Source organism: Serratia aquatilis, from assembly GCF_044865145.1.
GTDB classification, from domain to species: domain Bacteria; phylum Pseudomonadota; class Gammaproteobacteria; order Enterobacterales; family Enterobacteriaceae; genus Chania; species Chania aquatilis.
The window spans coordinates 2,820,057-2,844,041 of record NZ_CP173186.1; the positions used below are offsets into that span (position 1 = coordinate 2,820,057).

Here is a 23,985-nt window from a genome sequence, read left to right on the forward strand (position 1 = left end):
CCCAGTCACTTACTTGAGTAAGCTCCTGGGTATTCATTGCGTTGCCGCGTTACTCGCCCCAATTCTGGGCCTCGCCCCTGCGGGGCCAGCGCAAGCGCTGTTCAAAAACGCATTGCGTTTTTGTCAGGCAACTCGAATTATTTTGAGTATACAAGTTGTTTTACTAACCCACTCGTCAAAAATGATTGGGTAGCTTTGATATTGAGTGGTGTTCCTTAATCAAGGGTAATCTCATCAGCACGCCCCCACCTATGCAGTTTTGAACACGTGATTAAGGTCTCACATTTTGAATGTTAACGTTAACTTTTGTGATTAACATCTCAATGCTCACTCCTGGTGGGTTTATTTTAATAAAAGTTAACGTTAACAATAATACCAATCTCATCCATCAGGGCTTTCACATGAACCGCGAAACAAAAAAATATTATGTGCTGCTAAGTGGTCTGTTGTTCTTTTTTTTCTTTACCTGGTCTAGCAGTTTTTCGCTGATCTCCATCTGGTTGAATCAAAAGATTGGTTTACGTGGGGCTGAAACTGGCCTGATCTTTTCAGCAATATCGTTGGTAGCACTTTGTGCTCAACCGCTGTATGGCTTTGTTCAGGATAAATTGGGCTTACGCAAACATCTGCTGCAGTTTCTTGGCGTGATGCTGCTGCTCACAGGGCCGTTCTTCATCTATATTTATGCCCCGCTGCTGGCCCACAATCTGTTCATCGGCGCACTGGCGGGCGGCCTATTTATCGGCGCGACCTTCTTCGCCGGGATCGGTGCGCTGGAATCCTATACCGAGCGCGTCAGCCGTATTGTCGGTTTTGAATTTGGTCGCGCCCGCATGTGGGGCTCACTCGGCTGGGCGTGTGCCACCTTTTTCGCCGGGTTTATTTTTAACATTAATCCCAATATCAATTTCTGGCTGGCTTCTGCCTCGGCAGTAATATTCCTACTGCTGTTAAGCCAGATCCGAGAACTCAAGCCTAATGCGATGGTCGGGCTGGCATACGGCAAACCGGAAAATCTGAAATTAGCGGACGCGCTAGCCTTATTGCGCCTGCCCGGCTTCTGGGCGTTGGTGGTCTTTGTGCTCGGTATCAGCGTATACAACGTCTTCGACCAACAGTTCTCCGTCTACTTTGCCTCGCAGTTTCCAACCCAACAGGAAGGCAATCAGATGTACGGATTCCTGAACTCGTTGCAGGTTTTCCTTGAGGCTGGGGGAATGTTTCTGGCTCCGCTGCTGGTAAATCGTATCGGGGCCAAACAGGGGCTGCTGCTGGCGGGAAGCGTAATGGCGATCCGCATGTTCGGTTCCGGTCTGGCCAGCGGTGCGCTGATGATTTCAGCAATGAAACTGCTGCATGCCGTCGAACTGCCCATTCTGCTGATCGCCATCTTCAAATACATCGCTACGCGTTTTGACAGTCGCCTGTCTTCCACGCTGTATCTGGTGGGTTTCCAGTTTATTACCCAAGTGATGGCCAGCTTTCTCTCACCGTTGGCCGGCTACGGATATGATCATATCGGTTTCGCTCAGACCTACCTGTTGATGGGCTGTGCCGTTGCCTGTACCACGTTTATCTCTTACTTCCTGTTGCGCGGGGAACGCCCGTCTCAGGAAAGTCATTTCCAATCAGCAATGAAATCAAGTGAGTCTGCCCAATGAAAAAAGCCTTAGCTCAAGCTGAACATGCGGTTGAAGCTCTGCGCGCACAGCGTCAAGATGATTATTACCCGCGTTTCCATCTGGCTCCGCTTGCGGGGTGGATCAACGACCCCAATGGTCTGATCTGCATTGACGGGGTATACCATGTGTTTTTTCAGCATCATCCTTACGATGAAAACTGGGGCCCGATGCATTGGGGGCATGCCACCAGTAAGGATCTGGTACATTGGCAGCATCAACCTATCGCGTTAGCACCGGGTGACGATTACGACAAGGATGGTTGTTTTTCAGGCTGCGCGGTCGATGATAACGGCGTGCTGACACTGATCTACACCGGTCACGTCTGGCTAGGACAGGCCGGGGACGATAGCCAACTACGTGAAGTTCAATGTTTGGCTACCAGCCACGACGGCATCAACTTTATCAAACAGGGTCCGGTACTAAGCGCACCCGAAGGGATCATGCACTTTCGCGATCCCAAAGTCTGGCGTCAGGCCGATGAGTGGTGGATGGTGCTCGGTGCCAAAGAGCATAACCTCGGTCAGGCTCGGCTATATCGCTCCACCGACCTGCGCCATTGGCAGTTTGAGCGTGTGCTGGCCGCAGCAAGCTCGGAATCGCAAGGTTATATGTGGGAATGTCCTGACATGTTCCCGCTAGCAGATCGGCATGTGCTGCTCTTTTCACCGCAAGGTCTGGCTGCTCAGGGCTATGATAACCGTAATCGATTCCAGAGTGGTTACCTGCTGGGCAACTGGCAACCAGAAAACGAATTTTCCATCACTCGGCCCTTTAGCGAACTGGATGCTGGCCATGATTTCTATGCTCCACAGACATTTGTTGCTGCCGATGGTCGCCGCCTGTTATTTGCCTGGATGGATATGTGGGAATCACCCATGCCGAGCAAGCAGCACGGTTGGGCTGGAGCGCTAACACTGCCGCGTGAATTGACCCTCAATGAGAAGGGGAAACTGCAGATGCATCCAGCGCGTGAATTGGCCGCATTGCGGGGCGAAAAGCAGCAGTTTGCTGCCGCTTTATACCGTAACCAACACCATACGTTGGGGGATAACCTGCAAGAGTTGATACTGACGGTAAACCTGGCTGCCAGCGACGCAGAACGCTATGGGATCAACGTTGGCCAGGCCGCCCGAATTTACGTTGACAATCAGGCACGTCGTTTAGTGTTAGAACGCTTTAGCCATGAACCCGCACTCTGTAGTTGCCGAAGCGTAGCACTGCCAGAAAGTGACAAGCTTGCGTTGCAGATATTTGTTGATCGTTCTTCATTGGAAGTATTTGTCAATCATGGTGAGGCCTGCTTGACCAGCCGCATTTATCCGCAGGATGGCGATCGCCATATTGCTCTATTTGCCGAGGCGGGAAGCGCACAGTTTGGTGAAATTGAGGCCTGGGCACTGAACTCTGTTTGGCTTTGAGATGTGCGTTGCTCCTGCCGATTGAGCAGGAGCCTACTTTCACAGCGATCCCCGTATCAGTAACGGGCAAGCAACCTTTACCGTTTTCTTATGTGGCAATTGATTAATCAAATGCAACGCAGCCTGCCGCCCCAATTCATAATGTGGTAACTGCACCGTAGTCAACGGCGGTTGAAACAACTCACCAATACCCACCATATTGTCATACCCAAGAACCGCGACCTGCTCAGGGATCTTCCAGCCCTGAGCTAGCAAGGTTTGATAGACCAGAAATGCCACGCGATCGTTACCGCACACCACCACATCACAATCTTGTTTGCCGCTAGAAAAATGGTTAGCCAAAATAGTGACGGTGTCACGATAACCTTCATCACCTTTGCTGAGATCGAGATGATATTGACGCAATTTTGTTACATCGCCACCAGCCTCTGCCCAGGCGCGCTCCAGTCCGTGCCGCCGCAATCCTGCCGCCAATGCGTATTCGGGTAAATAGATACACAGAGGTGCCTTATACCCACGTGCAAGCACTGCGCACATCGCGTCATGCTGCCCCTGTTCGTCGTCGGGAATATAACTGGCAACGCTATTTTCCGGGCTAATACAGTTAGCCAGTACCAGTTGCTGATCAAGTAACTTTCCAGGAAGGGAAACTTGGCGTAGACCCATGGTAGTAAAAATTACACCATCAGGCCGGTGTGCCAGCAGAAGATCGACCGTTTGTTCAGCAGCATCATCGGCGAACAGGTTGACGACAAAGCTGTTCCAGCCATGCTCACGCGCCGTTTTTTCAATCGAGAGGATCATCTCTACCGAAAATGGCGTTGTCGCAGTATCCAACGCCAGCACGCCAAGCGTTTTCACCCGGCTGCTATCGCCCCGTATACGGCGAGCAGCAAGATCCGGAACATAATCAAGTTGATCAATCGCTTGTTTAACACGTTGGTAGGTATCTGGCCGTAGTTTGCCGGGTTCGTTAATGGCGCGGGAAACCGTCATCAACGATACCCCGGCAAGTTTGGCAACGTCTTTCAGCGAGGCCATACACCTTTCTCTGTTTGGGATCGAAAGGCAGATAATCCCATAACTTAGCGCGAAACTCTACTCCACTCCGCTCGGTAAGATATCGGCCCAGATAGCCTGCGCCAGGTTACCTTTGGCAACCAATCTCAGTGGCCCTTCCCCATGTCGCCACCAACAGCCCTGACGCGCCGCTAACAAACGGCCATCAGGTAGTTGCCACTCTCCTCGTAATACGTAAAACACCCCTGCATGCAGCAAGGACAAACCAAAGGTTTCCACCATACGCTCTACACGGGCAGCCTGGTGACCACGGCGTGTCATGATGTTGAAATCTTGACTGTGGCCTCCTAACAAGGTGGCCTCCACTAGCACATCACCAGGAAATGAAAATGGCTCACCAATCTCTCGCAGGCGGTGGTCTATCTGCCCGGCACTGAGCAAATGCACACCATCGCCTTCCAGCAAGGTGATCGAGCGGTCAATATCGTTGAATACCGAGAACGGCCCATTCTGGGCAATAGTCGCAATACTGGCACGCCAACTAAATTGGCCACTGCCTTGAGGTTGGCTGGTAATTTCACGTGTTTCTCCGCCACCATTGCGCCACGGGCTGACCGGCAGACCGGCGAAGTCAAAATGGTTAAGGTTCATCATGCCTCCTGTTGGAAAGTTTTCAGCACTTGCAGGAACTCGATTCGGCTCTCCTCTTGCAAGGCATGACGCCCCTGAACAATAACCTGTCGGCCTGCAACAAACACATCACGGATTTGTTCTTTACCACCGGCAAACAGCCAGCGATTGAGAATAGATGCCGTAGGTGCCGCCGCCAGATAGGGATCGTCACCATCCAGTACCAGCCAATCCGCGCGATATCCCACCGCCAGTTGACCGAGTGCCACGCCACAGGCTTGCGCACCGCCTTGCAATGCCTGTTGGTAAAGAACGTTACCTACTGCTGGCTGCTCCGCCGTAGTCAGCCGATTGCGCCGCTGGTCGCGTAACCGCTGCCCATACTCGAACCAGCGCAGCTCCTCCACCACGTCTAACGAAACGTGGCTGTCCGATCCGATACCCCAACGTCCCTGTTGATGCAGGTAACTGTCCCCAGGGAAAATACCATCCCCCAGATTTGCTTCTGTTGTCGGGCACAGACCAGCAATCGCTTTGCTGTGCGCTAACTGCTCCAGCTCTTCACGATCCAGATGGGTGGCATGCACCAGGCACCAGCGCTTGTCCACGGGCAAGTGCTCATACAGCCAAGCTACTGGGCGCTGACCGCTCCAGGCAAGGCAGTCATTCACTTCTTTTTGTTGTTCAGCGATATGAATATGCACCGGTAGCGTTTGGTCAGAGGCAGTCAGGATTTGTTGCATCTGGCTCAGTTCCACCGCTCGCAAAGAATGAAAACAAAGCCCTTGATTCTGTAACGGTAACTCCGCCAATTGGCGGGCAATAACCTGTTGTTGCTCAAGATAACTCTCAACATTCTGAATAAAGCGCTTTTGCCCAGGCTGCGCAGGTTGTGCACCAAAACCGGCATAGCTATATAGAACTGGTAACAGTGTCATACCAATCCCGGCCTCCTGGGCCGCCTGGCTGAGGCGCCCGGTCATTTCACCGCGATCGGAGTAAGGTTTACCATCAGGAGCGTGATGCAGGTAATGGAACTCTGCAACCTGGGTATATCCCCCTTTAAGCATTTCGATATACAGTTGACGTGCAATAACCCCAACCTGCTCTGGGGTTAAACGCTGAACCAAACGATACATCAGGTCGCGCCAGGTCCAGAAACTGTCTTGCGGATCGCCCGCCACTTCGGCCAGCCCAGCCATAGCACGCTGGAAAGCATGGGAGTGCAGGTTCGGCATACCGGGTACTACGTCGCCGTGCAGATGAAGACAACCGGCAGAAGATGCATTTGGCGTCACTTGGTTCAGTTGACCAAAAGCATCGACATCCAGCCGAACATTCTGCGCCCAACCAGACGGGAGTAGTGCGCGAGAGGCAAAATATGCAGTCATAGCAGTATTCCATAGTAGGTTTAACAGCTAATAATGCGCAAAAAGCGCGCAAGTTAACGAAATGTTAGTCAGTTTGATTCATCTGGTGAACTGACACTGACTTGTATATACATATACGTACTCCAACATCAACAGTAAACTGATGTTATTATTTTTTTATTTGACGAGGTTAACGTCGTGGTAGATCAACAGACTGTCTTGCAGTTGGCCGCAGCAATGAGCGATACCCCCGCCCCGATCTATCTGCGGGTCAAGCAGGCGATAATAAGCCAAATCCGTGCAGGCCACTGGCAACCGCATCAACGCGTTCCCTCTGAAAGTGAACTGGTGGCTGAACTGGGTGTCAGCCGTATGACCATCAACCGTGCATTGCGTGAACTCACCAGTGAAGGATTCCTGATCCGCATGCAGGGTGTAGGTACATTCGTTGCAGAGGCTAAGGCACATACTGCCTTACTGGAAGTTCATAATATTGCCGACGAGATTGCCGGACGCGGGCATCGGCACAGCAGTAAAATTCTGCAATTGAAAGCACGCCCTGCCAGTGATGAAGAAGCCACCGCATTGGGTCTTGCACCGGGACAGCAAGTGTTCTACTCACAGATTGTGCATTATGAAAACGACGTGCCGGTGCAGATAGAAGATCGTTGCGTCAATCCCTCTATTGCGCCCGACTACATGAAGCAGGATTTCGATCAGGTTACCCCCTATATTTACCTGACCCAGGCCGCCCCGCTGACGGCAGGCGAACATATTGTGGAAGCGGTGATTCCTACCCAACAGGAACGTGAACTGCTGCAATTGGATGCGCAAGAGCCCGGCCTGGTGATCCATCGCCGAACCTGGTCAGGCAAAACGGTGGTTACCTCCGCACGTTTACTCTACCCAGGCAGCCGTTATCAACTGTTTGGCCGTTTTACCAACCAGGTCTGAATCTCCAGTCAGGCCGACCCTATCGGGGGAGGCCTTGTTTGCATTATTGCAGTGCACCAGCCCCCTTTCAGGCGTTTCATCACATCTTGATAACAAATTTTCAGCCTCTCTCTTGTGGCATATCGATGAATGCGTTAGGTTGTTTTTAATTGTATATACAACCATGTAGGAGTTGAACACCATGACGTCTGAGATCCACTGCGATAGCCTGTGGCACGGCGCAGATATTGTCACCATGCGTAACGGCAAGTATCACCTCATCAAAGATGGCGCGATCGCTGTACGTGACGGAAAAATTGTCTGGATAGGTGAACAACCTTCAATGCCCGCACTAGCGGCGGCAGAAACGGTCAAGTTTGACGGTGGGATCATTACCCCTGGCCTGATTGACTGCCACACCCATCTGGTGTTTGGCGACAATCGCAGCGGTGAATTTGAACAGCGACTGAACGGTGTGAGCTATGCAGAGATTGCCGCACAAGGGGGCGGTATCATCTCCACGGTAACAGCTACACGCGATACCGAAGAGGCAGAACTACTGGAACAGGCATTTTTTCGCCTGCGGCCGCTGTTGGCTGAAGGCGTTACCTGTGTAGAAATCAAGTCAGGCTACGGATTAACCCCGCAGAGCGAGTTGAAAATGTTGCGCGTGGCACGCCAACTTGGCCAACTACTACCTGTCGAAGTCAAAACAACCTGTCTGGCGGCACACGCAGTTCCCCCAGAGTATGCTGGACGTAGCGACGACTATATTGAAATGGTATGCAATACCCTTATTCCTGAAGCCGCTGCTGCAGGATTAGCAGACGCCGTCGACGCTTTTTGCGAACATTTGGCATTTTCGCCGTCACAGGTTGAACGGGTGTTTGTCGCAGCTCAAAAGGCAGGTCTCCCCGTTAAACTGCATGCGGAACAGCTCTCGGCGTTGGGTGGCAGCTCACTGGCGGCACGCTACCATGCCCTTTCCGCCGATCACCTGGAATACGCAACTGAGCAAGATGCTATCGCCATGGCAGCAGCAGGCACTGTTGCAGTACTGTTGCCCGGCGCATACTACCTGTTACGTGAAACCCAGTGCCCACCGATCGATTGGTTCCGCAAACATGGCGTTTCTATGGCCATCGCCAGTGATGCCAACCCAGGAACCTCCCCAGCGCTGTCACTGCGGCTCATGCTCAATATGGCCTGTACACTGTTTCGTCTGACACCGGAAGAAGCGCTAGCTGGCGTAACGGTGCATGCAGCAAAAGCATTGGGGTTGCATGAAAGTCATGGTTCGCTGGAAACAGGTAAAGTGGCCGACTTTGTTCACTGGCCGCTGGCTCGCCCAGCTGAACTGGCTTACTGGTTGGGTGGGCAACTGCCCTGCACTGTCATTTTCCGAGGAGAAGTCCGTTCATGATGATTGATAATCCTTTCGAGTTTCAAAGCGGTAATCTGCCACTGTTGATCAGTATTCCCCATGCCGGAACGCTGCTTACTTCTGCCGTAGAAAAAGGTTTGACTGCAGATGCACGACCACTGCCGGATACCGATTGGCATATTCCAAAACTGTATGATTTTGCCCGTCATCTGGGAGCCAGCATCCTGATAGGCAACTATTCGCGTTTTGTTATCGACCTTAATCGCCCGGCGGATGATAAACCACTTTACGCGACGGCCACCACTGGCTTGTTTCCTGATGTCTTATTCGATGGTCGGCCCAGTTTTCGCCCAGATGCAGCACCTTCTGATGCCGAGCGGGCGCAATACCTGCAAGAGATCTGGCAGCCGTATCACCAGCAGTTGCAGAATGAACTGACTCGTTTGAAAACCAAACACGGCTATGCATTGCTATTTGACGCTCACTCCATTGCTTCAGTGATACCTAGACTGTTCGATGGCAAACTCCCAGACCTAAACTTTGGGACCAATAACGGAGAAAGCTGTGCCACGGCATTGAGCGATAGCCTGCTCAACTGTTGCGAGCGGCAACAGCAGTTCACCCACGTACTCAACGGGCGCTTTAAAGGGGGGTACATCACCCGCGCTTATGGGCAGCCTAAGGTGGATATACACGCGGTACAGTTGGAACTCGCACAGGTGAATTATATGTCTGAACAGTATCCCTTCGCATTTGATGCCACCCGTGCAGCACCTTTACAACACCTACTGCAAAAGTTACTCGAAAGTATGCTTGCCTGGGGAGAAGAGCAGGCCTAGGCTGTGTCCCTTAACTGTCCGTGGTGCCGTCGCAGACCCAAAAGCCCGTTATCAAGACGGAGGGTGAAGGGCATAGTGGTTCTCTGTTCAAGCCCGACTTTACTTCGAACGGGCTTTTGGGGCGCGACCCTACGGGCAGGGGCCATTTAGGTAAGCCAGCCAGACTATTTTGAGCACAGGTTTGCTCTGCATACTTGCAGCTAAAGAATTGAGCAACTCTATAATATTCAGCATGTTTATTGAGCTACAGAACATTCTGGCAAGCTAAAAATTTATTCCAACCCAAAACTACTCGTAAAAACCGAAACAAAAATGCAGATTTTTCTTGCAGCAAAATATGTCATCCAGTAGTTTGTGGGGGTCACAAAAAAGAGCTAACGTGCTATTTTTTGTTTCGCCTCGAACACTATCTTATGTCATCAAAAATGATAATACTTATTTTCCCGCCGTTTCCGGGCGGGATTTTTTTCGCCTTAATTTGCAAAATACGGTTTGCATTTAGTCGGTTCTTCGTCGTCGATTTTTTAGTTTTTGCTTTGAAACCTTAACCTTTTCCGATGATCAAACCAGCTACGGACGGCATTCAGGAGTTACAGATATGCAAATGTCCTTGATGGAATACATTGCGCACTACTTTAATGGCGATATTCATCGCTATGCACAATTTGAAGGTGTCAGTTGTGAGCAAATCCTTGAGTGGATCGAAAACGAGTGCTATGTGATCAATGGCAAACTCGTTATGCCAGTTAAGCATTTACCTACGCCAGCCAATCGGAAATAACCCTAATAAAATTCTATAAGATAGGGTGTTCAATTTTTATTAACACGGAAATCGGAACTTATTGACTTGATTGGTCACTGTTGCTCGTGGATAGCAATACCGTAAAAACATTCACCATGATTATGTAAGGGAATGGCAAAAAAGTGATTTAGGCTTGAGCCTGGATGGTAAAAAAGCCGATAACATAAAATCGGCTTTATGTGTTAAGCCCCATAGACGAGAAATGCCCGGTCTAATAGCTCATCGTTCGGTAGGGAACTTGCACCTTTATCAACGTGCACCAAGTACCGCTTTTGTGATGTTCTCCAAGCGAAACACCACCTCGTCACCACGGGCAATCTCCCATTGCCTGACGGGAATATCGTTTTTAGGTGCGGCCACTACCACCGAGCCATATATCAATTGTTCGTCGCGGCGCAGGATAACCACGTCCAGTTGGTACTCGTTCACCAGATTGGCGGTGGTCAGACGAACGATATCACCGGCACTGAAACTTTGCCCATCAAGAGAAGGCTGCTGAATAAACTGAATATCTTTTCTCATTTTTCCGCTCCTTCTGGCAAAACTCTCTCTTTTAGATTAGCTGATATTCATCACTTAGTTACCCACCGACAAAAAATAAATGCTAAGCGTTACGCGTCGCGTGCCAGCAAATCAGCGATCCCAAAGTCACCATGATAACCCCCTGCCAAAAATTGACTGACAGAGAAGTACTGAGAACTACTGCTGCAAATACCGCAGATAATACCGGGGTAAAGTAAGAGGCGGTGGCTAGCAAGGTCATATTGCCGTGTAAGATCCCCACATTCCATACGGCATACCCGGCCCCCATCGCCATACCAGCGCACAATAAAGTCAGGGTAACCGGCCAGCTAAAATACATACTTTCATGGCTGAAGGGATAGATCAGCCACAGTGCCAATGCGGTCAAGGCGATAAACAGTACAACACCATTTTTGCCCTGAGCCAGTTTCTTCGTCACATTGCAATAGACGGCCCATATCACAGCGCCACTGAAGGAAAGTGTGTAACTCAATGGATTGCTGTATACATTAGCCAGCATTTGCGTCGGGGACCACCCCCCATCACCACTCATAATCCAGCCAATGCCAACCAGCGAAAGCAGCAAACCTGGGGTCACCCACCATTTAGCCTTTTGGCCATTGAACAGGATCGCCATGAGTATGGTAAAGCAGGGCCATAAATAGTTAATCATCCCCAACTCAATCGCTTGCATACGATTACTGGCATATCCCAATGATAAGGAAAGGCAAATCTCGTAAAGCACAAACAGCAGGCTGCCAATGAACAGGTAAGCACGAGGGAACGCCGCCAACTTTGGGATCCCCATCACCGCAAATAGAAATAGCGTTCCTACGCTATAGATCATCGCTGCCCCCCCTACCGGCCCAAGACCTTCGCTAACGCTGCGGATCAGACCAACAACACTACTCCACAACACAATGGCCAACAGACCAAGCAGCGTCGCTTTATGGGAAACAGATAAAAGAGGCATCAGAGCAAATCCTAATCATTTATTTTTTATCGGATTTTAAATCTACTGACCTACTGGGGAAAAAGAAAGGCACTTTGACCATGCCATACCCTAGGCTGTGAACCTTAACTGGACGCGAGCGCCGCTGGCGGTCATTCAAAGAACACAGCCTAGTTGCTCAAACTACTGTTGTGGTTGGCGTTCAAGTTGTGGTGGCGGCTGACGGAATCGGCGCGTCAGGTAAGTCAGATATGCAAATCCCAATGCTGCCCAGATCAGCCCCATGGTCAATGAGCTTTTATCCAGATTCAACCACAATACCCCTACGGTAAGAGCCCCCACCAATGGCAGGATCAGAAAATGAAAACGGTCTTTCCACGTCTTGTTACGCCCTTGACGAATATAGAAATGGCTGACCACCGAAAGGTTAACGAAGGTAAACGCCACCAGCGCACCGAAGTTAATCAGCGCAGTTGCCGTCACCAGATCGAAAGATAATGCCGATAAAGCCACCAACCCGACCAGCAAGACGTTTAATGCAGGAGTCCGCCATTTAGGATGGATATAGCCGAAGATTTTTTCCGGGAAAACGTTATCGCGGCCCATCACATATAGCAATCGAGAGACGCTGGCATGTGAAGCCAGGCCTGAAGCCAAGGTATTGATGAAGGTGGTACAGAGGAAAATCGCCTGGAACAATTTACCACCGACATACAAGGCTATTTCAGGCAGTGCGGCATCAGGCTCTTTGAACCGTTCTATGTTGGGGAAAAACAGCTGGATAAAGAATGAAACACTGATGAAAATTACCCCACCGTACAGTGCAGTAAGGAAGATCGCCTTGGGGATCACGCGAGCGGCATCTGGCGTTTCTTCGCTGAGAGTGGTGACGGCATCAAAACCAAGAAATGAAAAGCAGAGGATGGTGGCTCCGGTAATAATCGGGATCAAATGCGCATTTTCGCTGACAAAAGGTTGCAGGCTCCACACGGTCCCCACGCCTTCACCATTGCGCAACCCGTGAACCACGAGAATGATAAATACGACGATAATCGCTATTTGTGCTAAGACAAACAGAGTATTGAAGTTGGCTACCAGGTTGACACTCTTCAGATTAATTGAGGTCATGATCACGACGAAACCCACCACCCAGATCCATGGAGGGACCTCTGGGAATAACGCTGTCAGGTAAATCTTCGCCAACAGCGTATTAATCATCGGCAAAAACAGATAATCCAGCAGAGAAGACCACCCTACCAAGAACCCCACATGCGGGTTAATTGCCTTTTGCGCATAGGTATAAGCAGATCCCGACGTTGGGAACTGGCGAACCAGTTTGCCGTAACTGATGGCAGTAAACAGCACCCCGGCCAATGCAAACAGATAAGAAGCCGGCACATGGCCATCCGTCACCCCAGAAACGATCCCGAAGGTATCAAATACCGTCATTGGCGTCAGATAAGCCAACCCGATCATTACCACTTGCCACAGTTTTAACGTTTTACGCAGTTGCGGTTTGCCCGCGCCATTGCAATCGATGGCACTTTTCGTCATTGGGTTATTCCTCACCAGCGCCCTGTACGCCAAGTTGGAAGAAAGTCTGCACCGCGTGCGCACGGCTTCGCCAGGCCACAGGTAGCCCGCGGGAATACGCCGGCGCGCGGTAGGATCAGGCTGAACGCATCAGGCGTTTTTCAGCATCCACTCAATTTCCGTCTCAGTGATCAGCCGCTCAAATTGCACCAACTCATCAGTTTTGCAGGCCAGATAGACATGGCTGAACCGTTCACCCAGCAGTGCATTTAGTACCGGTTGGTGTTCAAACTCATACAGCGCGTCACTTTGGCGGATTGGGAAAGGTAAGCCTTCCTGCTCCAGACCGTTGCCGGTGACAGGTTCAAGTAAAGGTAAAGGTGTTTCGAGGCCATACACAATACCGGCAAGGATCGCTGCCATTACCAGGTAGGGATTGGCATCAGCCCCCGCCACGCGGTACTCGACACGATGATTATCACGATCGCCGCAAGGGATACGCAGCGCTACGGTACGGTTATTGTGGCCCCAAGAGGCTTGGGTGGGGACATACATGCCCGGCTGAAAACGGCGATAGGCATTAACATTGGGTGCCAACAGCGCCATGGAGGAAGGCATCAGAGCGATCATGCCAGCCAGTGCCTGCTTCAGCAGCGCTGAATCTTCACCATCATCGTCGGCAAAGACATTGTTTCCTTTATTGTCCAACATACTGATGTGCACATGCATACCGCTCCCTGCGTGTTCCTCATAGGGTTTGGCCATAAATGTTGCTTGCATATTGTGCTTCTCCGCCACCATACGCACCAGTCGCTTCAGCGCCAGAGCATGATCGCAAGCCTGCAACACATCATTGGTATGATACAGATTAACCTCAAACTGCCCTGGCGAAGCCTCAGCCACCGCACCGTCAGCCGGGATCCCCTGCAAACGGGCCAATTCATCTATTTCGGTCAAAACATCTGCAAAGTGATTGAGATTATCTACAGAATAAACTTGGCTTTGGGTATTACGTTCTTGGGTTCCGGGAGCACAAGGAGGCTGCAGGTAGCCTTCTGAGTCACGTTTGCGATCAATCAGATAAAACTCCAACTCTACCGCTACCACCGGGAATAGCCCCCGCTGGCGCAAGCGCTGCCATACACGGTTCAGCACATTACGGGGCTCAACGTCAAAGGGAGTACCATCTTCATCCAGCATGGTGAGCAGCACCTGACCGATGTATTCGGGATCTGCTGCGGAGGGCGTCAAGGTACCGGCCACCGGTACACAGATATGATCCGGCTCGCCCAATTCCTGCCCTAAGCCCGCCTCCTCCACCACGTTACCAAGAATATCCATCGCGAACACCGAGGCCGGGAAGTAACAACCCTTCTCAAGTTTACTCAGGCCAGCCACTGGAATACGTTTCCCCCGGAAACTGCCATTAAGGTCGGTCAGTAACACATCTATATGCTGCGTTAATGGATAGCGCTCCAGATACTTCTTCACTTCGCGCTGGAACGTGCTACTTCGTCTTTCTTCATTCTGCTGAACAAAGTTTTCCACTTCTACGATGTTGGTTTGCATGGTTCACCCGCCGTTATGTGTTGTCTTTGGTTCTCACACTTATCGCATTCGATGTTTTTTGACCATCTTGTTCAATATAATGCCCACCAGTGAAACATAGATGCAACAAAATTGTTTTGCAAGTGTTAATTTTGGTTTGAATATTGCCCAAATGACTGCTAGTTTTAGTTAATATTGAACGAAATAGGCGATGTGGCGGCTTAACGTTCATAATATCGAACATACCAAGGGGACAGCATGGGCAATATATTTAACAGACCAGTCATCGGCGTGGTGATGTGTAGGTACAGGTTAAATCAACACCTCACACAGACCTTGCAAGAAAAGTACCTGAATGCAGTATTAAGCGCGGGAGGGTTACCGGTAGCCCTACCGCACGCACTGGCAGAGCCCGAAATCCTGGAACAGTTACTGCAGCACCTTGACGGCATCATGCTGCCGGGGAGCCCCAGTAATGTGCAGCCGCACCTTTATGGTGAAAACGGCGATGAGCCTGACGCCGATCCTGGGCGAGACGAATTGAGCCTGGCGCTGATCGGCCAAGCACTCAACAGGCGCATTCCCCTTTTCGCCATTTGCCGCGGTATGCAGGAACTGGCGGTAGCCACTCAGGGCACGCTGCACCGCCGTTTGTATGAGCTGCCGGCATTACTTGAACACAGAGAAGATCACGATCTGCCACTGGAACAGCAGTATGCCCCTGCACATGAGGTGACGGTGCAGGAAGGAGGATTGCTTTCGCAGTTACTGCCTGATTGCAACCGATTCTGGGTGAACTCACTGCATGGGCAAGGAGCCAAGACTCTCGGCCCGAGCGTGCGCATCGAGGCACAGGCCGCAGATGGTCTGGTGGAAGCCATCAGTATCCGCGATCAGCCCTTCGCACTCGGCGTGCAGTGGCACCCGGAATGGAATAGTGAGGAATACGCTTTATCCCGCCTCCTGTTTGAAGGATTTATCAGCGCTTGCAAGAACTACCAGAAGGAAAAACGCCTATGAGCGACGTCAGCTTGGCTCCGGGGAAACGTTTGTCGCAGATCCGTCAACAATTAGGGTTGTCACAGCGTCGAGTAGCCGAACTGTCTGGTTTAACGCACAGTGCTATTAGCACTATCGAGCAGGACAAAGTCAGCCCAGCCATCAGTTCGCTGCAAAAACTACTGACGGTTTATGGGCTGTCACTTTCGGCATTTTTTGCCGAACCGGATAAACCGGATGAGCCACAGATCATCATCAATCAACATGACCTGATCGAGATTGGTAGCCAGGGAGTTTCGATGAAACTGATCCACAACGGTGACCCAAATCGCACCTTGGCAATGATGATCGAAACCTATGAGCCAGGAACAACCACTGGTGAAAGGCTCAAACATCAGGGGGAAGAGATCGGTACTTTACTGGAAGGCGAAGTCATGCTGCAGGTCAATGGGCAAACCTATCATCTGCAAGCTGGCCAAAGTTATGCCATCAATACCGGTATTCCCCACAGTTTCAGCAATACCTCGGCGCGAATTTGCCGAATTATCAGCGCGCACACGCCGACGACATTCTGATTAACGGAGTAAGGTATGGACTTCCACAACCTGCAGTATTGGCAACAACGGGCCCTGTCCCTGAAGATTGAGAATCGACTTTTTATCAATGGCCGCTATCTGCAGGCCGCTGAAGGTAAAACCTTCCCAGTGCATGATCCTGCGGGACAACGCGAACTGGTTCAAATGGCCTGCGGCAGCCACGTTGATATCGATTTAGCGGTCAAAGCGGCGCGTGATGTCTTCGAACGCGGTGACTGGTCGCAAGCTGCACCATCCCAACGTAAAGCAACCCTGCTAAAATTAGCCGCCCTGATGGAAGAGCACCAGGAACAGTTGGCGCTGTTGGAAACACTAGATACTGGCAAGCCCATCCGCCACAGCCTGCGCGATGATATTCCTGGTGCGATCCGCAGCATACGCTGGTATGCCGAGGCCATCGATAAGGTTTATGGCGAAATTGCGCCCACCGGCCATAATACGCTAGCCCTGATCCACAGGGAACCGATTGGCGTTGTTGGTGCCATTGTTCCATGGAATTTCCCACTGCTGCTTGCCTGTTGGAAATTAGGGCCAGCCCTCGCAGCAGGCAACAGTGTGGTGTTGAAACCCTCCGAAAAATCACCACTGACGGCGATCTATTTGGGTGATCTTGCTCAACAGGCCGGTTTACCGGACGGCGTGCTGAACATCATTCCCGGCTACGGTTATGATGCTGGTAAAGCTCTTGCACTGCATCACGATGTTGATGCCCTGACCTTCACCGGCTCGACGCTGGTCGCCAAGCAGTTGATGATATATGCCGGTGAATCCAACATGAAGCGTGTCTGGTTGGAAGCGGGTGGCAAGAGCGCCAATATCATTTTTGCCGATTGCGCAGATCTGGATAAAGCAGCACAGAATGCAGCCGCAGGCATCTTCTACAACCAGGGTCAAGTCTGCATTGCCGGAACCCGCCTGCTGGTTGAAGAGAGCATCCAGCAACCGTTTTTACAGGCACTGCGCAAACATGCAGCCACATTTGCACCGGGTAATCCTCTTGATCCGCAGACAGTAATGGGCACGCTTATCGATGACCAGCACTGTGAAAAGGTAGCAGGCTATATCGAACAGGGCCTGAGTCAGGGTGCCTCACTGTTCCTTGACGGGCGCCACCATCCTCAGGGGCAACATCGCAGCTACCTCGGCCCGACGATCCTTACCCAGGTGAACAATACGATGAATGTTGCCCGCGAAGAAATATTCGGCCCCGTATTGGCGGTGACAACGTTCAACGGGGAACAAGAGGCTCTGAAACTGGCCAATGACAGTGAATATGGGCTCGGTGCTGCCGTCTGGACCAGCAACCTCTCCCGTGCTCACCGCATGGCTCGCCAGTTAAAAGCCGGTACCGTGTTCATCAATAATTATAACGATGGTGATATGACCGTGCCTTTTGGTGGTTACAAACAGAGCGGCAACGGGCGGGATAAATCACTGCATGCGCTGGATAAATTCACCGAACTGAAAACCACCTGGATTTCACTGGAATAAGGACTGGATCATGACTGAACACGTAAAAAGCTATTACGCGGCAACGGCTAATGCTCATCAGCCTTATCCGCAGTTGAACGAATCGATCGAATGTGACGTTTGTATCGTTGGTGGCGGTTACACCGGCCTGTCTTCGGCACTGTTTCTGGTAGAAGCAGGCTATAACGTAGTGTTGTTGGAGTCTGCACGCATCGGTTTTGGTGCCAGCGGCCGCAACGGGGGGCAACTGGTCAACTCTTACAGCCGCGATATCGATGTGATTGAAGCCCGTTACGGTGCCGACAGCGCCAAGATGCTTGGCAGCATGATGTTTGAGGGGGCGGATATTATCCGTAGCCGCATCGAACGTTACGCGATTAAATGTGACTATCGACCAGGCGGTATTTTTGCTGCCCTCAACAACAAACAATACCATGCACTGATCGAACAGAAACAGAACTGGGAACGTTACGGCAATACTCAGCTTGAACTGCTGGATGGTGAACGTATTCGTCAAGAAGTCGCTAGCGAACGTTATGTCGGCGCACTGCTCGATCACAGCGGCGGCCATATGCACCCTCTCAATCTGGCGCTGGGCGAGGCGGAAGCCATTCGTATGCAAGGAGGACGTATATTCGAACAGTCAGCAGTGACCAATATCCGCTACGGTGAGCCTGCGCTAGTCAGCACCGCCAATGGGCAGGTAAAAGCACGTTACGTTATCGTCGCAGGAAATGCCTATTTAGGCGATAAACTGGAACCAAGATTAGCAAAACGCAGCATGCCTTGCGGCACCCAGATAGTGACCACTGAGCCATTGGCACCAGAAGTTGCAGCATCACTGATCCCACAAAACTATTGCGTAGAAGACTGTAACTACCTGCTGGATTATTACCGCATCACCGCTGACAATCGCCTGCTTTACGGCGGAGGAGTAGTTTATGGTGCGCGTGATCCAGATGATATCGATAATCTGATCCGCCCCAAACTGCTGAAAACCTTCCCACAGTTAAAAGGCGTACGTATCGATTACCGCTGGACCGGCAATTTCCTGCTGACGCTGTCGCGCATGCCGCAATTTGGCCGCCTGGAAAATAACGTCTACTACATGCAAGGTTACAGTGGCCACGGCGTCACCTGTACTCATCTTGCAGGGAAGCTGATCACCGAATTGATGCGCGGTGACGCAGAGCGCTTCGACGCGTTTGCCAAACTGCCACATCTGCCGTTTTTTGGCGGGCGTAATCTGCAAATCCCATTCACTGCCATAGGAGCCGCTTACTATACATTACGGGATCGGATTGGTTTGTAGCCAACGGGAAGCTAGCCGGGCTGTGTCTAGGCTGTGTTACTCAATTGCACGTGAGCGCCGCTGGTAGTCATTTGCGCGCAGGGCAAGGCGTGAGGCGTGAGGTTTGGTGGACCTAATAAGCGGCGAGCAACGCAGCAATGCACGCAAATGGCCCCAACCCGAAGGGTCTGCGACGGCACCACGGACAATTGAGAGACACAGCCTAGATTACAACGTACCGTCAATCGACCCACAGCCTAGGCAATATTGCTGCGCCGATATAAGGCGACACCAATTGCAAGCACGCCGAGCATACCTGCACAGCTACGGTTAATCCAACGCATTACATTCGCTGAGAACTTACGCATTGCATGGCGGCCACCATAGGCATAGAGCGTCATCATCACACAATCTATTATCGCGCTGACCAATGCCAGGATCAGATACTGAGAGGCAATTGGTGCTTCAGGGCGAATGAATTGCGGCAAGAATGCAGAGTAAAACAGCAAACCTTTGGGATTGGATAGCCCGACCATCAGGGAACGAAGAAATGCCGTTTTCCCTGTCGCAGCAGAATCGTTGGCACTCACCGACAGTGCCTTCACTGGTGCTCGCCAAAGGACCCAAGCCAGATAAACCAGATACAGCGCCCCCACCCATTTCACTACAGCAAACAACTGCTCGGAAGCCTGTAAGAGTGCCCCCAAACCACAACCAACGGCACCAATCAGTAGCAAGTCTGCCAATACGGCGCCAAGGAAACCGTAACTGGCGATGCGCATTCCATGGATTGCCCCATTGTTTAACGCTAATAACATTGAAGGGCCGGGTGTGACCATAACAGCACTGACTGCAATGACATAAAGCAAAAGTGTAGCTAACTCCATCAACAACTCCGCATAAATACAACAAATTTCCAACAAATTTGGAACAGCTTGAACAATAAAGCTAATCGCGGGGAATATAGGGCATATGAACCAAAGGGTTCAAGTCTTAATCTGCAATCAGTTACTACCGAAACAAGGTACGTATGTGGAAGCAAAAAGCGTTGATCACACCAGGCCAATGTCGATGCGCTCTCTGCCCAACATAATATTTTGGTTATCTAGCGCTCAATCACACCCATAGGCGATCTATCGTGAGCTATAGACACCTGAACAGGTTATACTGAGTACCCATACATCTATCCGGTAAAAGATATGTCTATCTTTGATGCCTTTAAGATGTTTAGTGACACATCAGTCAACGTCACTTGCCCTGAGTGTGCCAAAAGTTCGCCTCAGGACCGCCAAAAAGTAAAAAAAAATATCACGTTGATTTGCCCGCACTGCGGACATTACTTCCGTAAGACCGAAGATTAATGGTGTATATCACTATCTTGCCAAAAAATTGATAGTTCTAAGCCTTAAAAAAGAACAACACCATATTAATACAAATCCCAAAAGGCATAACGTCACGTGAAAGTTTTGTTACGGATGCCTTCGGTTTTGCTTATGCCAGAATTAACCAGTTTTAGTTAGCATCAAGAGTCAACAAAAATGCAACGCAATAAATGAAAAATATAAAACCAATAGAAAATTATATTGGTTAAAACATTATGACTATTTTTCGAAGACCTGTTAACGTTCCTCAACCAGAGATGCAGAAAATAATGTCTTTTTAATCGCCTTTTCTCTCGAATTACAAAGTGGTTGATTCCCTTTGTTTGCAAATTATCACTGATAGCCCAGTATTCATCGGTATTGCAAACATATCAATATCAACTGGACGGCGGCGTTACCAACTTCTCCATATTCACAGCCGTCCCACTAGCGGTCACCATCATCATCGATTTGCCACCACCGGAGATCTCGTCAACATCGATCGAAACGCCTATAACCGCGTTGCAGCCTAACTCATCAGCTTGCCTTCTTAATTGCACCAGTGCCTGAGATTTGATGTCGTCTAATTTGGACATGTAAGTGCCAGAGTTTCCACCGGTAAAATCTCGTATAACTGCCGATAAGTCTCTTAAAAAGCTCATGCCAGCAACAATCGTTGCGGTGATGACGCCTTTGACTTCAACAATTTCAATGTTTCGAGCTAACACACTGGTGGTCGAAGTAATGATATGTTCATAACCATAGGTGCCCTCCTTCTGCTTTTGCCAGGTCCTCAGTGCCTGTTCGATACTTTCGGCTTTGCAAGAGTCATAGGCGATAGTAAAGCCTTGCTGTAACAGAGAGGTTATTTCATTGGATGCCGAATTGGATAATATATCCACCGCCACGTAAATACCGTTGCTAACCAGAATGATATAATTGTTCATTCTTCCTCGAACTGCAGTGTTAATTTCTTAGGCATCGACATGCTGCCAAGCTACCGATCAGACCAGACCGCCAATTCGTAGCCATCCGGATCCACGAAATGGAAGCGTCGCCCGCCGGGGAAAGAGAAGATAGGTTTTACAATCGAAGCCCCCAGAGATTCTAGCCGCACTTTTGCTTCTTCAAGGTCATCAGTATACAGGATAATCAAAGGACCACCGCCTGACTTAACTTCACTGAGTGTGGTCAATCCGCCGTTGATACGACCATCACTGAATTCACAGTAGCGAGGCCCATACTCCTTGAATGTCCAATTAAATGCCGCGCCATAAAAAGCACGCGAACGTTCAATATCACTGACGGCTAGCTCAACGTTATCAATACAGCCATGCACAGGACGAGATGTCATGACATTCTCCTTATCTAAGTTATTAAGATAAAAGAAAAATAGTTTCTCTGGTGGTGTGTGTCAATGAAATTATTACCTTGGGTTATGTTTTGCAGTTTGCTTACCGCTCTGGACAGAGAGTAACCCAAATTATCCGTTGCCAGTTGCACTGTGTATCTGTCCGACCAAGGATATCTGCTCATTAAAGGTCATAATCTGATAAAAAAGCCAGCAATCGCGACGGAAACCTAGACTGATTGCCTCTACTTTAGCTAGTTACCCCTTGCACGTGAGCGCCGCTGGCGGTCATTTGCGCGCATAGCAAAGCGAGAGTCGTACAAGTTGGTGCGCCAAATAAGCGGCGAACAACACGACAATGCACGCAAATGGCCCCAGCCCGAAGAGTCACGCCCCGAAAGCACGTTCGAAGCAAAGTCGGGTTAAATAGAGCGCCACTCAGCCCTTGCCCCTCCACCTTGATAACGGGCTTTTGAGTCTGCGACGGCACCACGGGCAAATGGAGGGACCAGCCTAGTGTTCTGCCTCGGAATCTGGAGCTGGCTCAGGTTCAAACACCGTCAATGATAGATTGAATCAATAGGCCAGAACACTTCCAGCATATTTACAGTGGCTTGGTTTGGGAAAAAGGAACTCCCCCAACTTTTCACGAAATTCGTTCCTTGGCTGAGCGCCTGTACAGAGAACAGAAAGTGAACACCAAGGATTTATTAGGGCATAAAACCCAGCGACAAACTGATCGCTATAACGATGATCGAGGGAAAGATTGGAAGGGTGTTAGCGGGTAAAAATAGCGCATTTTTTATACAGTTTTGTAGAAGAGTTTTGTAGAAGAATTTTTGGAGGGGGAAAAACGGACGGGAACCATCAGGCTCCCGTAATCATTCAACGCTAAATCACACTTACATGTGTTTAACGATAGCGTCGCCAAACTCTGAACATTTCAGTAGTTTAGCGCCTTCCATCAGGCGTTCGAAGTCATAAGTCACGGTTTTGGCAGCGATTGCGCCTTCCATTCCCTTAACAATCAGGTCGGCAGCTTCGAACCAGCCCATATGACGCAGCATCATCTCAGCCGACAGGATAACGGATCCTGGGTTTACTTTGTCCTGGCCAGCATATTTCGGTGCTGTACCGTGGGTTGCTTCAAACAAAGCACAGTCATCACCGATATTAGCACCTGGCGCGATACCAATACCGCCAACCTGTGCAGCCAAGGCGTCAGAAATATAGTCACCGTTGAGGTTCATACAGGCAATTACGTCATATTCCGCCGGACGCAACAGAATTTGCTGCAGGAATGCGTCGGCAATCACATCTTTAACCACAATCTCTTTGCCGGTGTTCGGATTCTTGATTTTAAGCCATGGACCGCCGTCGATCAGTTCGCCGCCGAACTCTTCACGCGCCAGTTCATAGCCCCAATCTTTGAAGGCACCTTCGGTGAACTTCATGATGTTGCCTTTGTGAACCAGAGTCACTGAATCACGATCGTTAACGATGGCATATTCAATTGCGGCACGAACCAGACGCTTGGTGCCTTCTTCAGAACATGGCTTCACGCCGATACCACATTGCTCTGGGAAGCGGATTTTCTTCACACCCATTTCTTCACGCAGGAACTTGATCACTTTATCAGCTTCTGCAGAACCCGCTTTCCATTCAATACCGGCATAAATGTCTTCGGCGTTTTCACGGAAAATGACCATATCGGTCAATTCGGGCTGTTTTACCGGGCTTGGCGTACCCTGATAGTAACGCACTGGGCGCAAGCAGACATACAGATCGAGTTGTTGGCGCAAAGCTACGTTAAGGGAACGAATACCACCACCCACCGGCGTGGTCAGTGGGCCTTTGATTGCAACGCGATAGTCACGGATAAGTTCCAACGTTTCATCCGGCAACCACACGTCTTTCCCGTATACGTGGGTGGATTTTTCACCGGTATAGATTTCCATCCAGGAGATTTTACGTTCGCCGTGGTAGGCTTTTTTTACTGCAGCATCAACCACGTGAATCATGGCAGGGGTAACATCAACGCCAATACCGTCACCTTCGATGAACGGAATGATAGGGTTATGCGGAACAACCAGTTTACCCTGGGCATCAACCGTAATCTTTTTACCTTCTGCCGGAACAACTACTTTGCTTTCCATCAACCTCTCCTTCTTCTTCAAGCGCAATTTTGTTAATGCTTTGTAAGATGCGTGTCAATACTACTTGAATATTCAGTCCGCGCCAATCCGAAACGGATTCGGCTATAATGCGCCTATCATTCGTAATC

Annotated in this window: 22 protein-coding genes and 1 pseudogene; 12 read left to right on the top strand and 11 right to left on the bottom strand. The window is 50.3% G+C overall.

Annotated elements, in window-relative coordinates:
* Positions 1-401 precede the first annotated feature (401 nt).
* Together SAQUA_RS12700 and SAQUA_RS12705 are read left to right on the top strand one after the other, a co-directional pair.
* Positions 402-1,661, top strand: coding sequence for an MFS transporter (locus SAQUA_RS12700; protein WP_380675432.1), 1,260 nt, complete (start codon positions 402-404; stop codon positions 1,659-1,661).
* Positions 1,658-3,100 carry a glycoside hydrolase family 32 protein gene (locus SAQUA_RS12705; RefSeq protein WP_380675434.1) on the top strand — a complete coding sequence of 481 codons (1,443 nt, stop codon included), beginning with the start codon at positions 1,658-1,660 and terminating at the stop codon, positions 3,098-3,100. Before SAQUA_RS12700 ends, SAQUA_RS12705 begins: the two co-directional genes overlap by 4 nt.
* A 39-nt stretch (positions 3,101-3,139) precedes the next feature.
* Here the strand turns inward: SAQUA_RS12705 and SAQUA_RS12710 are convergent, their stop codons facing one another.
* From SAQUA_RS12710 to SAQUA_RS12720, 3 genes are read right to left on the bottom strand one after another with little or no spacing between them, the layout of a single operon-like run.
* Positions 3,140-4,141: a LacI family DNA-binding transcriptional regulator gene (locus SAQUA_RS12710; RefSeq protein ID WP_380675436.1), complete on the bottom strand. Its 1,002-nt coding sequence runs from the start codon at positions 4,139-4,141 to the stop codon at positions 3,140-3,142.
* Positions 4,142-4,198: 57 nt separating this feature from the next.
* Positions 4,199-4,771: a HutD family protein gene (locus tag SAQUA_RS12715; protein WP_380676012.1), complete on the bottom strand. Its 573-nt coding sequence runs from the start codon at positions 4,769-4,771 to the stop codon at positions 4,199-4,201.
* Positions 4,771-6,141 (bottom strand): formimidoylglutamate deiminase, encoded by a 1,371-nt coding sequence (locus tag SAQUA_RS12720; RefSeq protein WP_380675438.1) that lies wholly within the window; start codon positions 6,139-6,141, stop codon positions 4,771-4,773. Before SAQUA_RS12720 ends, SAQUA_RS12715 begins: the two co-directional genes overlap by 1 nt.
* Before the next feature lie 177 nt (positions 6,142-6,318).
* On the opposite strand from SAQUA_RS12720, the gene hutC reads away from it, so the two are divergent.
* From hutC to SAQUA_RS12740, 4 genes are all read left to right on the top strand, one after another.
* A complete protein-coding gene (gene hutC / locus SAQUA_RS12725; RefSeq protein ID WP_380675440.1) occupies positions 6,319-7,074 on the top strand; it encodes a histidine utilization repressor in 756 nt (251 codons plus the stop codon).
* 181 nt (positions 7,075-7,255) lie between these two features.
* Positions 7,256-8,476 (top strand): imidazolonepropionase, encoded by a 1,221-nt coding sequence (gene hutI / locus SAQUA_RS12730; protein WP_380675443.1) that lies wholly within the window; start codon positions 7,256-7,258, stop codon positions 8,474-8,476.
* On the top strand, positions 8,473-9,276 hold the full coding sequence (hutG, locus tag SAQUA_RS12735) for an N-formylglutamate deformylase (protein WP_380675445.1): 804 nt from the start codon (positions 8,473-8,475) through the stop codon (positions 9,274-9,276). Before hutI ends, hutG begins: the two co-directional genes overlap by 4 nt.
* Positions 9,277-9,874: 598 nt before the next feature.
* Positions 9,875-10,057: a hypothetical protein gene (locus tag SAQUA_RS12740; RefSeq protein ID WP_380675447.1), complete on the top strand. Its 183-nt coding sequence runs from the start codon at positions 9,875-9,877 to the stop codon at positions 10,055-10,057.
* A gap of 270 nt (positions 10,058-10,327) precedes the next feature.
* Here the strand turns inward: SAQUA_RS12740 and SAQUA_RS12745 are convergent, their stop codons facing one another.
* The 4 genes from SAQUA_RS12745 to SAQUA_RS12760 all read right to left on the bottom strand — a co-directional run bounded on the left by SAQUA_RS12745 (position 10,328) and on the right by SAQUA_RS12760 (position 14,654).
* Positions 10,328-10,600, bottom strand: coding sequence for a hypothetical protein (locus tag SAQUA_RS12745; protein WP_380675449.1), 273 nt, complete (start codon positions 10,598-10,600; stop codon positions 10,328-10,330).
* Positions 10,601-10,682: 82 nt separating this feature from the next.
* Positions 10,683-11,573 carry an aromatic amino acid DMT transporter YddG gene (yddG, locus tag SAQUA_RS12750; RefSeq protein ID WP_380675451.1) on the bottom strand — a complete coding sequence of 297 codons (891 nt, stop codon included), beginning with the start codon at positions 11,571-11,573 and terminating at the stop codon, positions 10,683-10,685.
* A gap of 162 nt (positions 11,574-11,735) precedes the next feature.
* Positions 11,736-13,106 carry an APC family permease gene (locus tag SAQUA_RS12755; protein ID WP_380675453.1) on the bottom strand — a complete coding sequence of 457 codons (1,371 nt, stop codon included), beginning with the start codon at positions 13,104-13,106 and terminating at the stop codon, positions 11,736-11,738.
* Positions 13,107-13,235: 129 nt separating this feature from the next.
* A complete protein-coding gene (locus tag SAQUA_RS12760; protein WP_380675455.1) occupies positions 13,236-14,654 on the bottom strand; it encodes a glutamine synthetase family protein in 1,419 nt (472 codons plus the stop codon).
* A gap of 237 nt (positions 14,655-14,891) precedes the next feature.
* Between SAQUA_RS12760 and puuD the strand changes: the two genes are divergently transcribed.
* The 4 genes from puuD to SAQUA_RS12780 are packed head-to-tail and all read left to right on the top strand — an operon-like array spanning position 14,892 to position 19,010.
* Entirely contained in the window at positions 14,892-15,653 is a 762-nt protein-coding gene (gene puuD / locus SAQUA_RS12765; protein ID WP_380675458.1) for a gamma-glutamyl-gamma-aminobutyrate hydrolase, read from the top strand.
* Positions 15,650-16,207 (top strand): HTH-type transcriptional regulator PuuR, encoded by a 558-nt coding sequence (gene puuR, locus SAQUA_RS12770; protein WP_380675460.1) that lies wholly within the window; start codon positions 15,650-15,652, stop codon positions 16,205-16,207. The genes puuD and puuR overlap by 4 nt, the downstream gene beginning before the upstream one ends.
* Positions 16,208-16,222: 15 nt before the next feature.
* Entirely contained in the window at positions 16,223-17,719 is a 1,497-nt protein-coding gene (puuC, locus tag SAQUA_RS12775) for an aldehyde dehydrogenase PuuC (RefSeq protein WP_380675462.1), read from the top strand.
* 10 nt (positions 17,720-17,729) lie between these two features.
* Positions 17,730-19,010, top strand: a complete 1,281-nt coding sequence (locus SAQUA_RS12780; RefSeq protein ID WP_380675464.1) for an NAD(P)/FAD-dependent oxidoreductase — start codon at positions 17,730-17,732, stop codon at positions 19,008-19,010.
* A 236-nt stretch (positions 19,011-19,246) separates the two neighbouring features.
* Here SAQUA_RS12780 and SAQUA_RS12785 read toward each other — a convergent pair whose 3' ends face one another.
* Positions 19,247-19,876 carry a LysE family translocator gene (locus SAQUA_RS12785; RefSeq protein ID WP_380675466.1) on the bottom strand — a complete coding sequence of 210 codons (630 nt, stop codon included), beginning with the start codon at positions 19,874-19,876 and terminating at the stop codon, positions 19,247-19,249.
* Positions 19,877-20,212: 336 nt separating this feature from the next.
* Here SAQUA_RS12785 and SAQUA_RS12790 point away from each other — a divergent pair, with 336 nt between their 5' ends.
* Entirely contained in the window at positions 20,213-20,350 is a 138-nt protein-coding gene (locus tag SAQUA_RS12790) for a YnfU family zinc-binding protein (RefSeq protein WP_404413210.1), read from the top strand.
* Between the two features lie 398 nt (positions 20,351-20,748).
* Here SAQUA_RS12790 and SAQUA_RS12795 read toward each other — a convergent pair whose 3' ends face one another.
* Positions 20,749-21,297, bottom strand: a complete 549-nt coding sequence (locus SAQUA_RS12795) for a YbjQ family protein (protein WP_380675470.1) — start codon at positions 21,295-21,297, stop codon at positions 20,749-20,751.
* Positions 21,298-21,347: 50 nt separating this feature from the next.
* A complete protein-coding gene (locus tag SAQUA_RS12800; protein WP_380675472.1) occupies positions 21,348-21,704 on the bottom strand; it encodes a VOC family protein in 357 nt (118 codons plus the stop codon).
* 605 nt (positions 21,705-22,309) lie between these two features.
* Between SAQUA_RS12800 and SAQUA_RS12805 the strand changes: the two are divergent.
* Positions 22,310-22,489: pseudogene (locus SAQUA_RS12805) on the top strand (integrase); the annotation flags it as partial.
* Positions 22,490-22,603: 114 nt separating this feature from the next.
* Here the strand turns inward: SAQUA_RS12805 and icd are convergent.
* A complete protein-coding gene (icd, locus tag SAQUA_RS12810; protein ID WP_380675474.1) occupies positions 22,604-23,857 on the bottom strand; it encodes an NADP-dependent isocitrate dehydrogenase in 1,254 nt (417 codons plus the stop codon).
* Positions 23,858-23,985 lie beyond the last annotated feature (128 nt).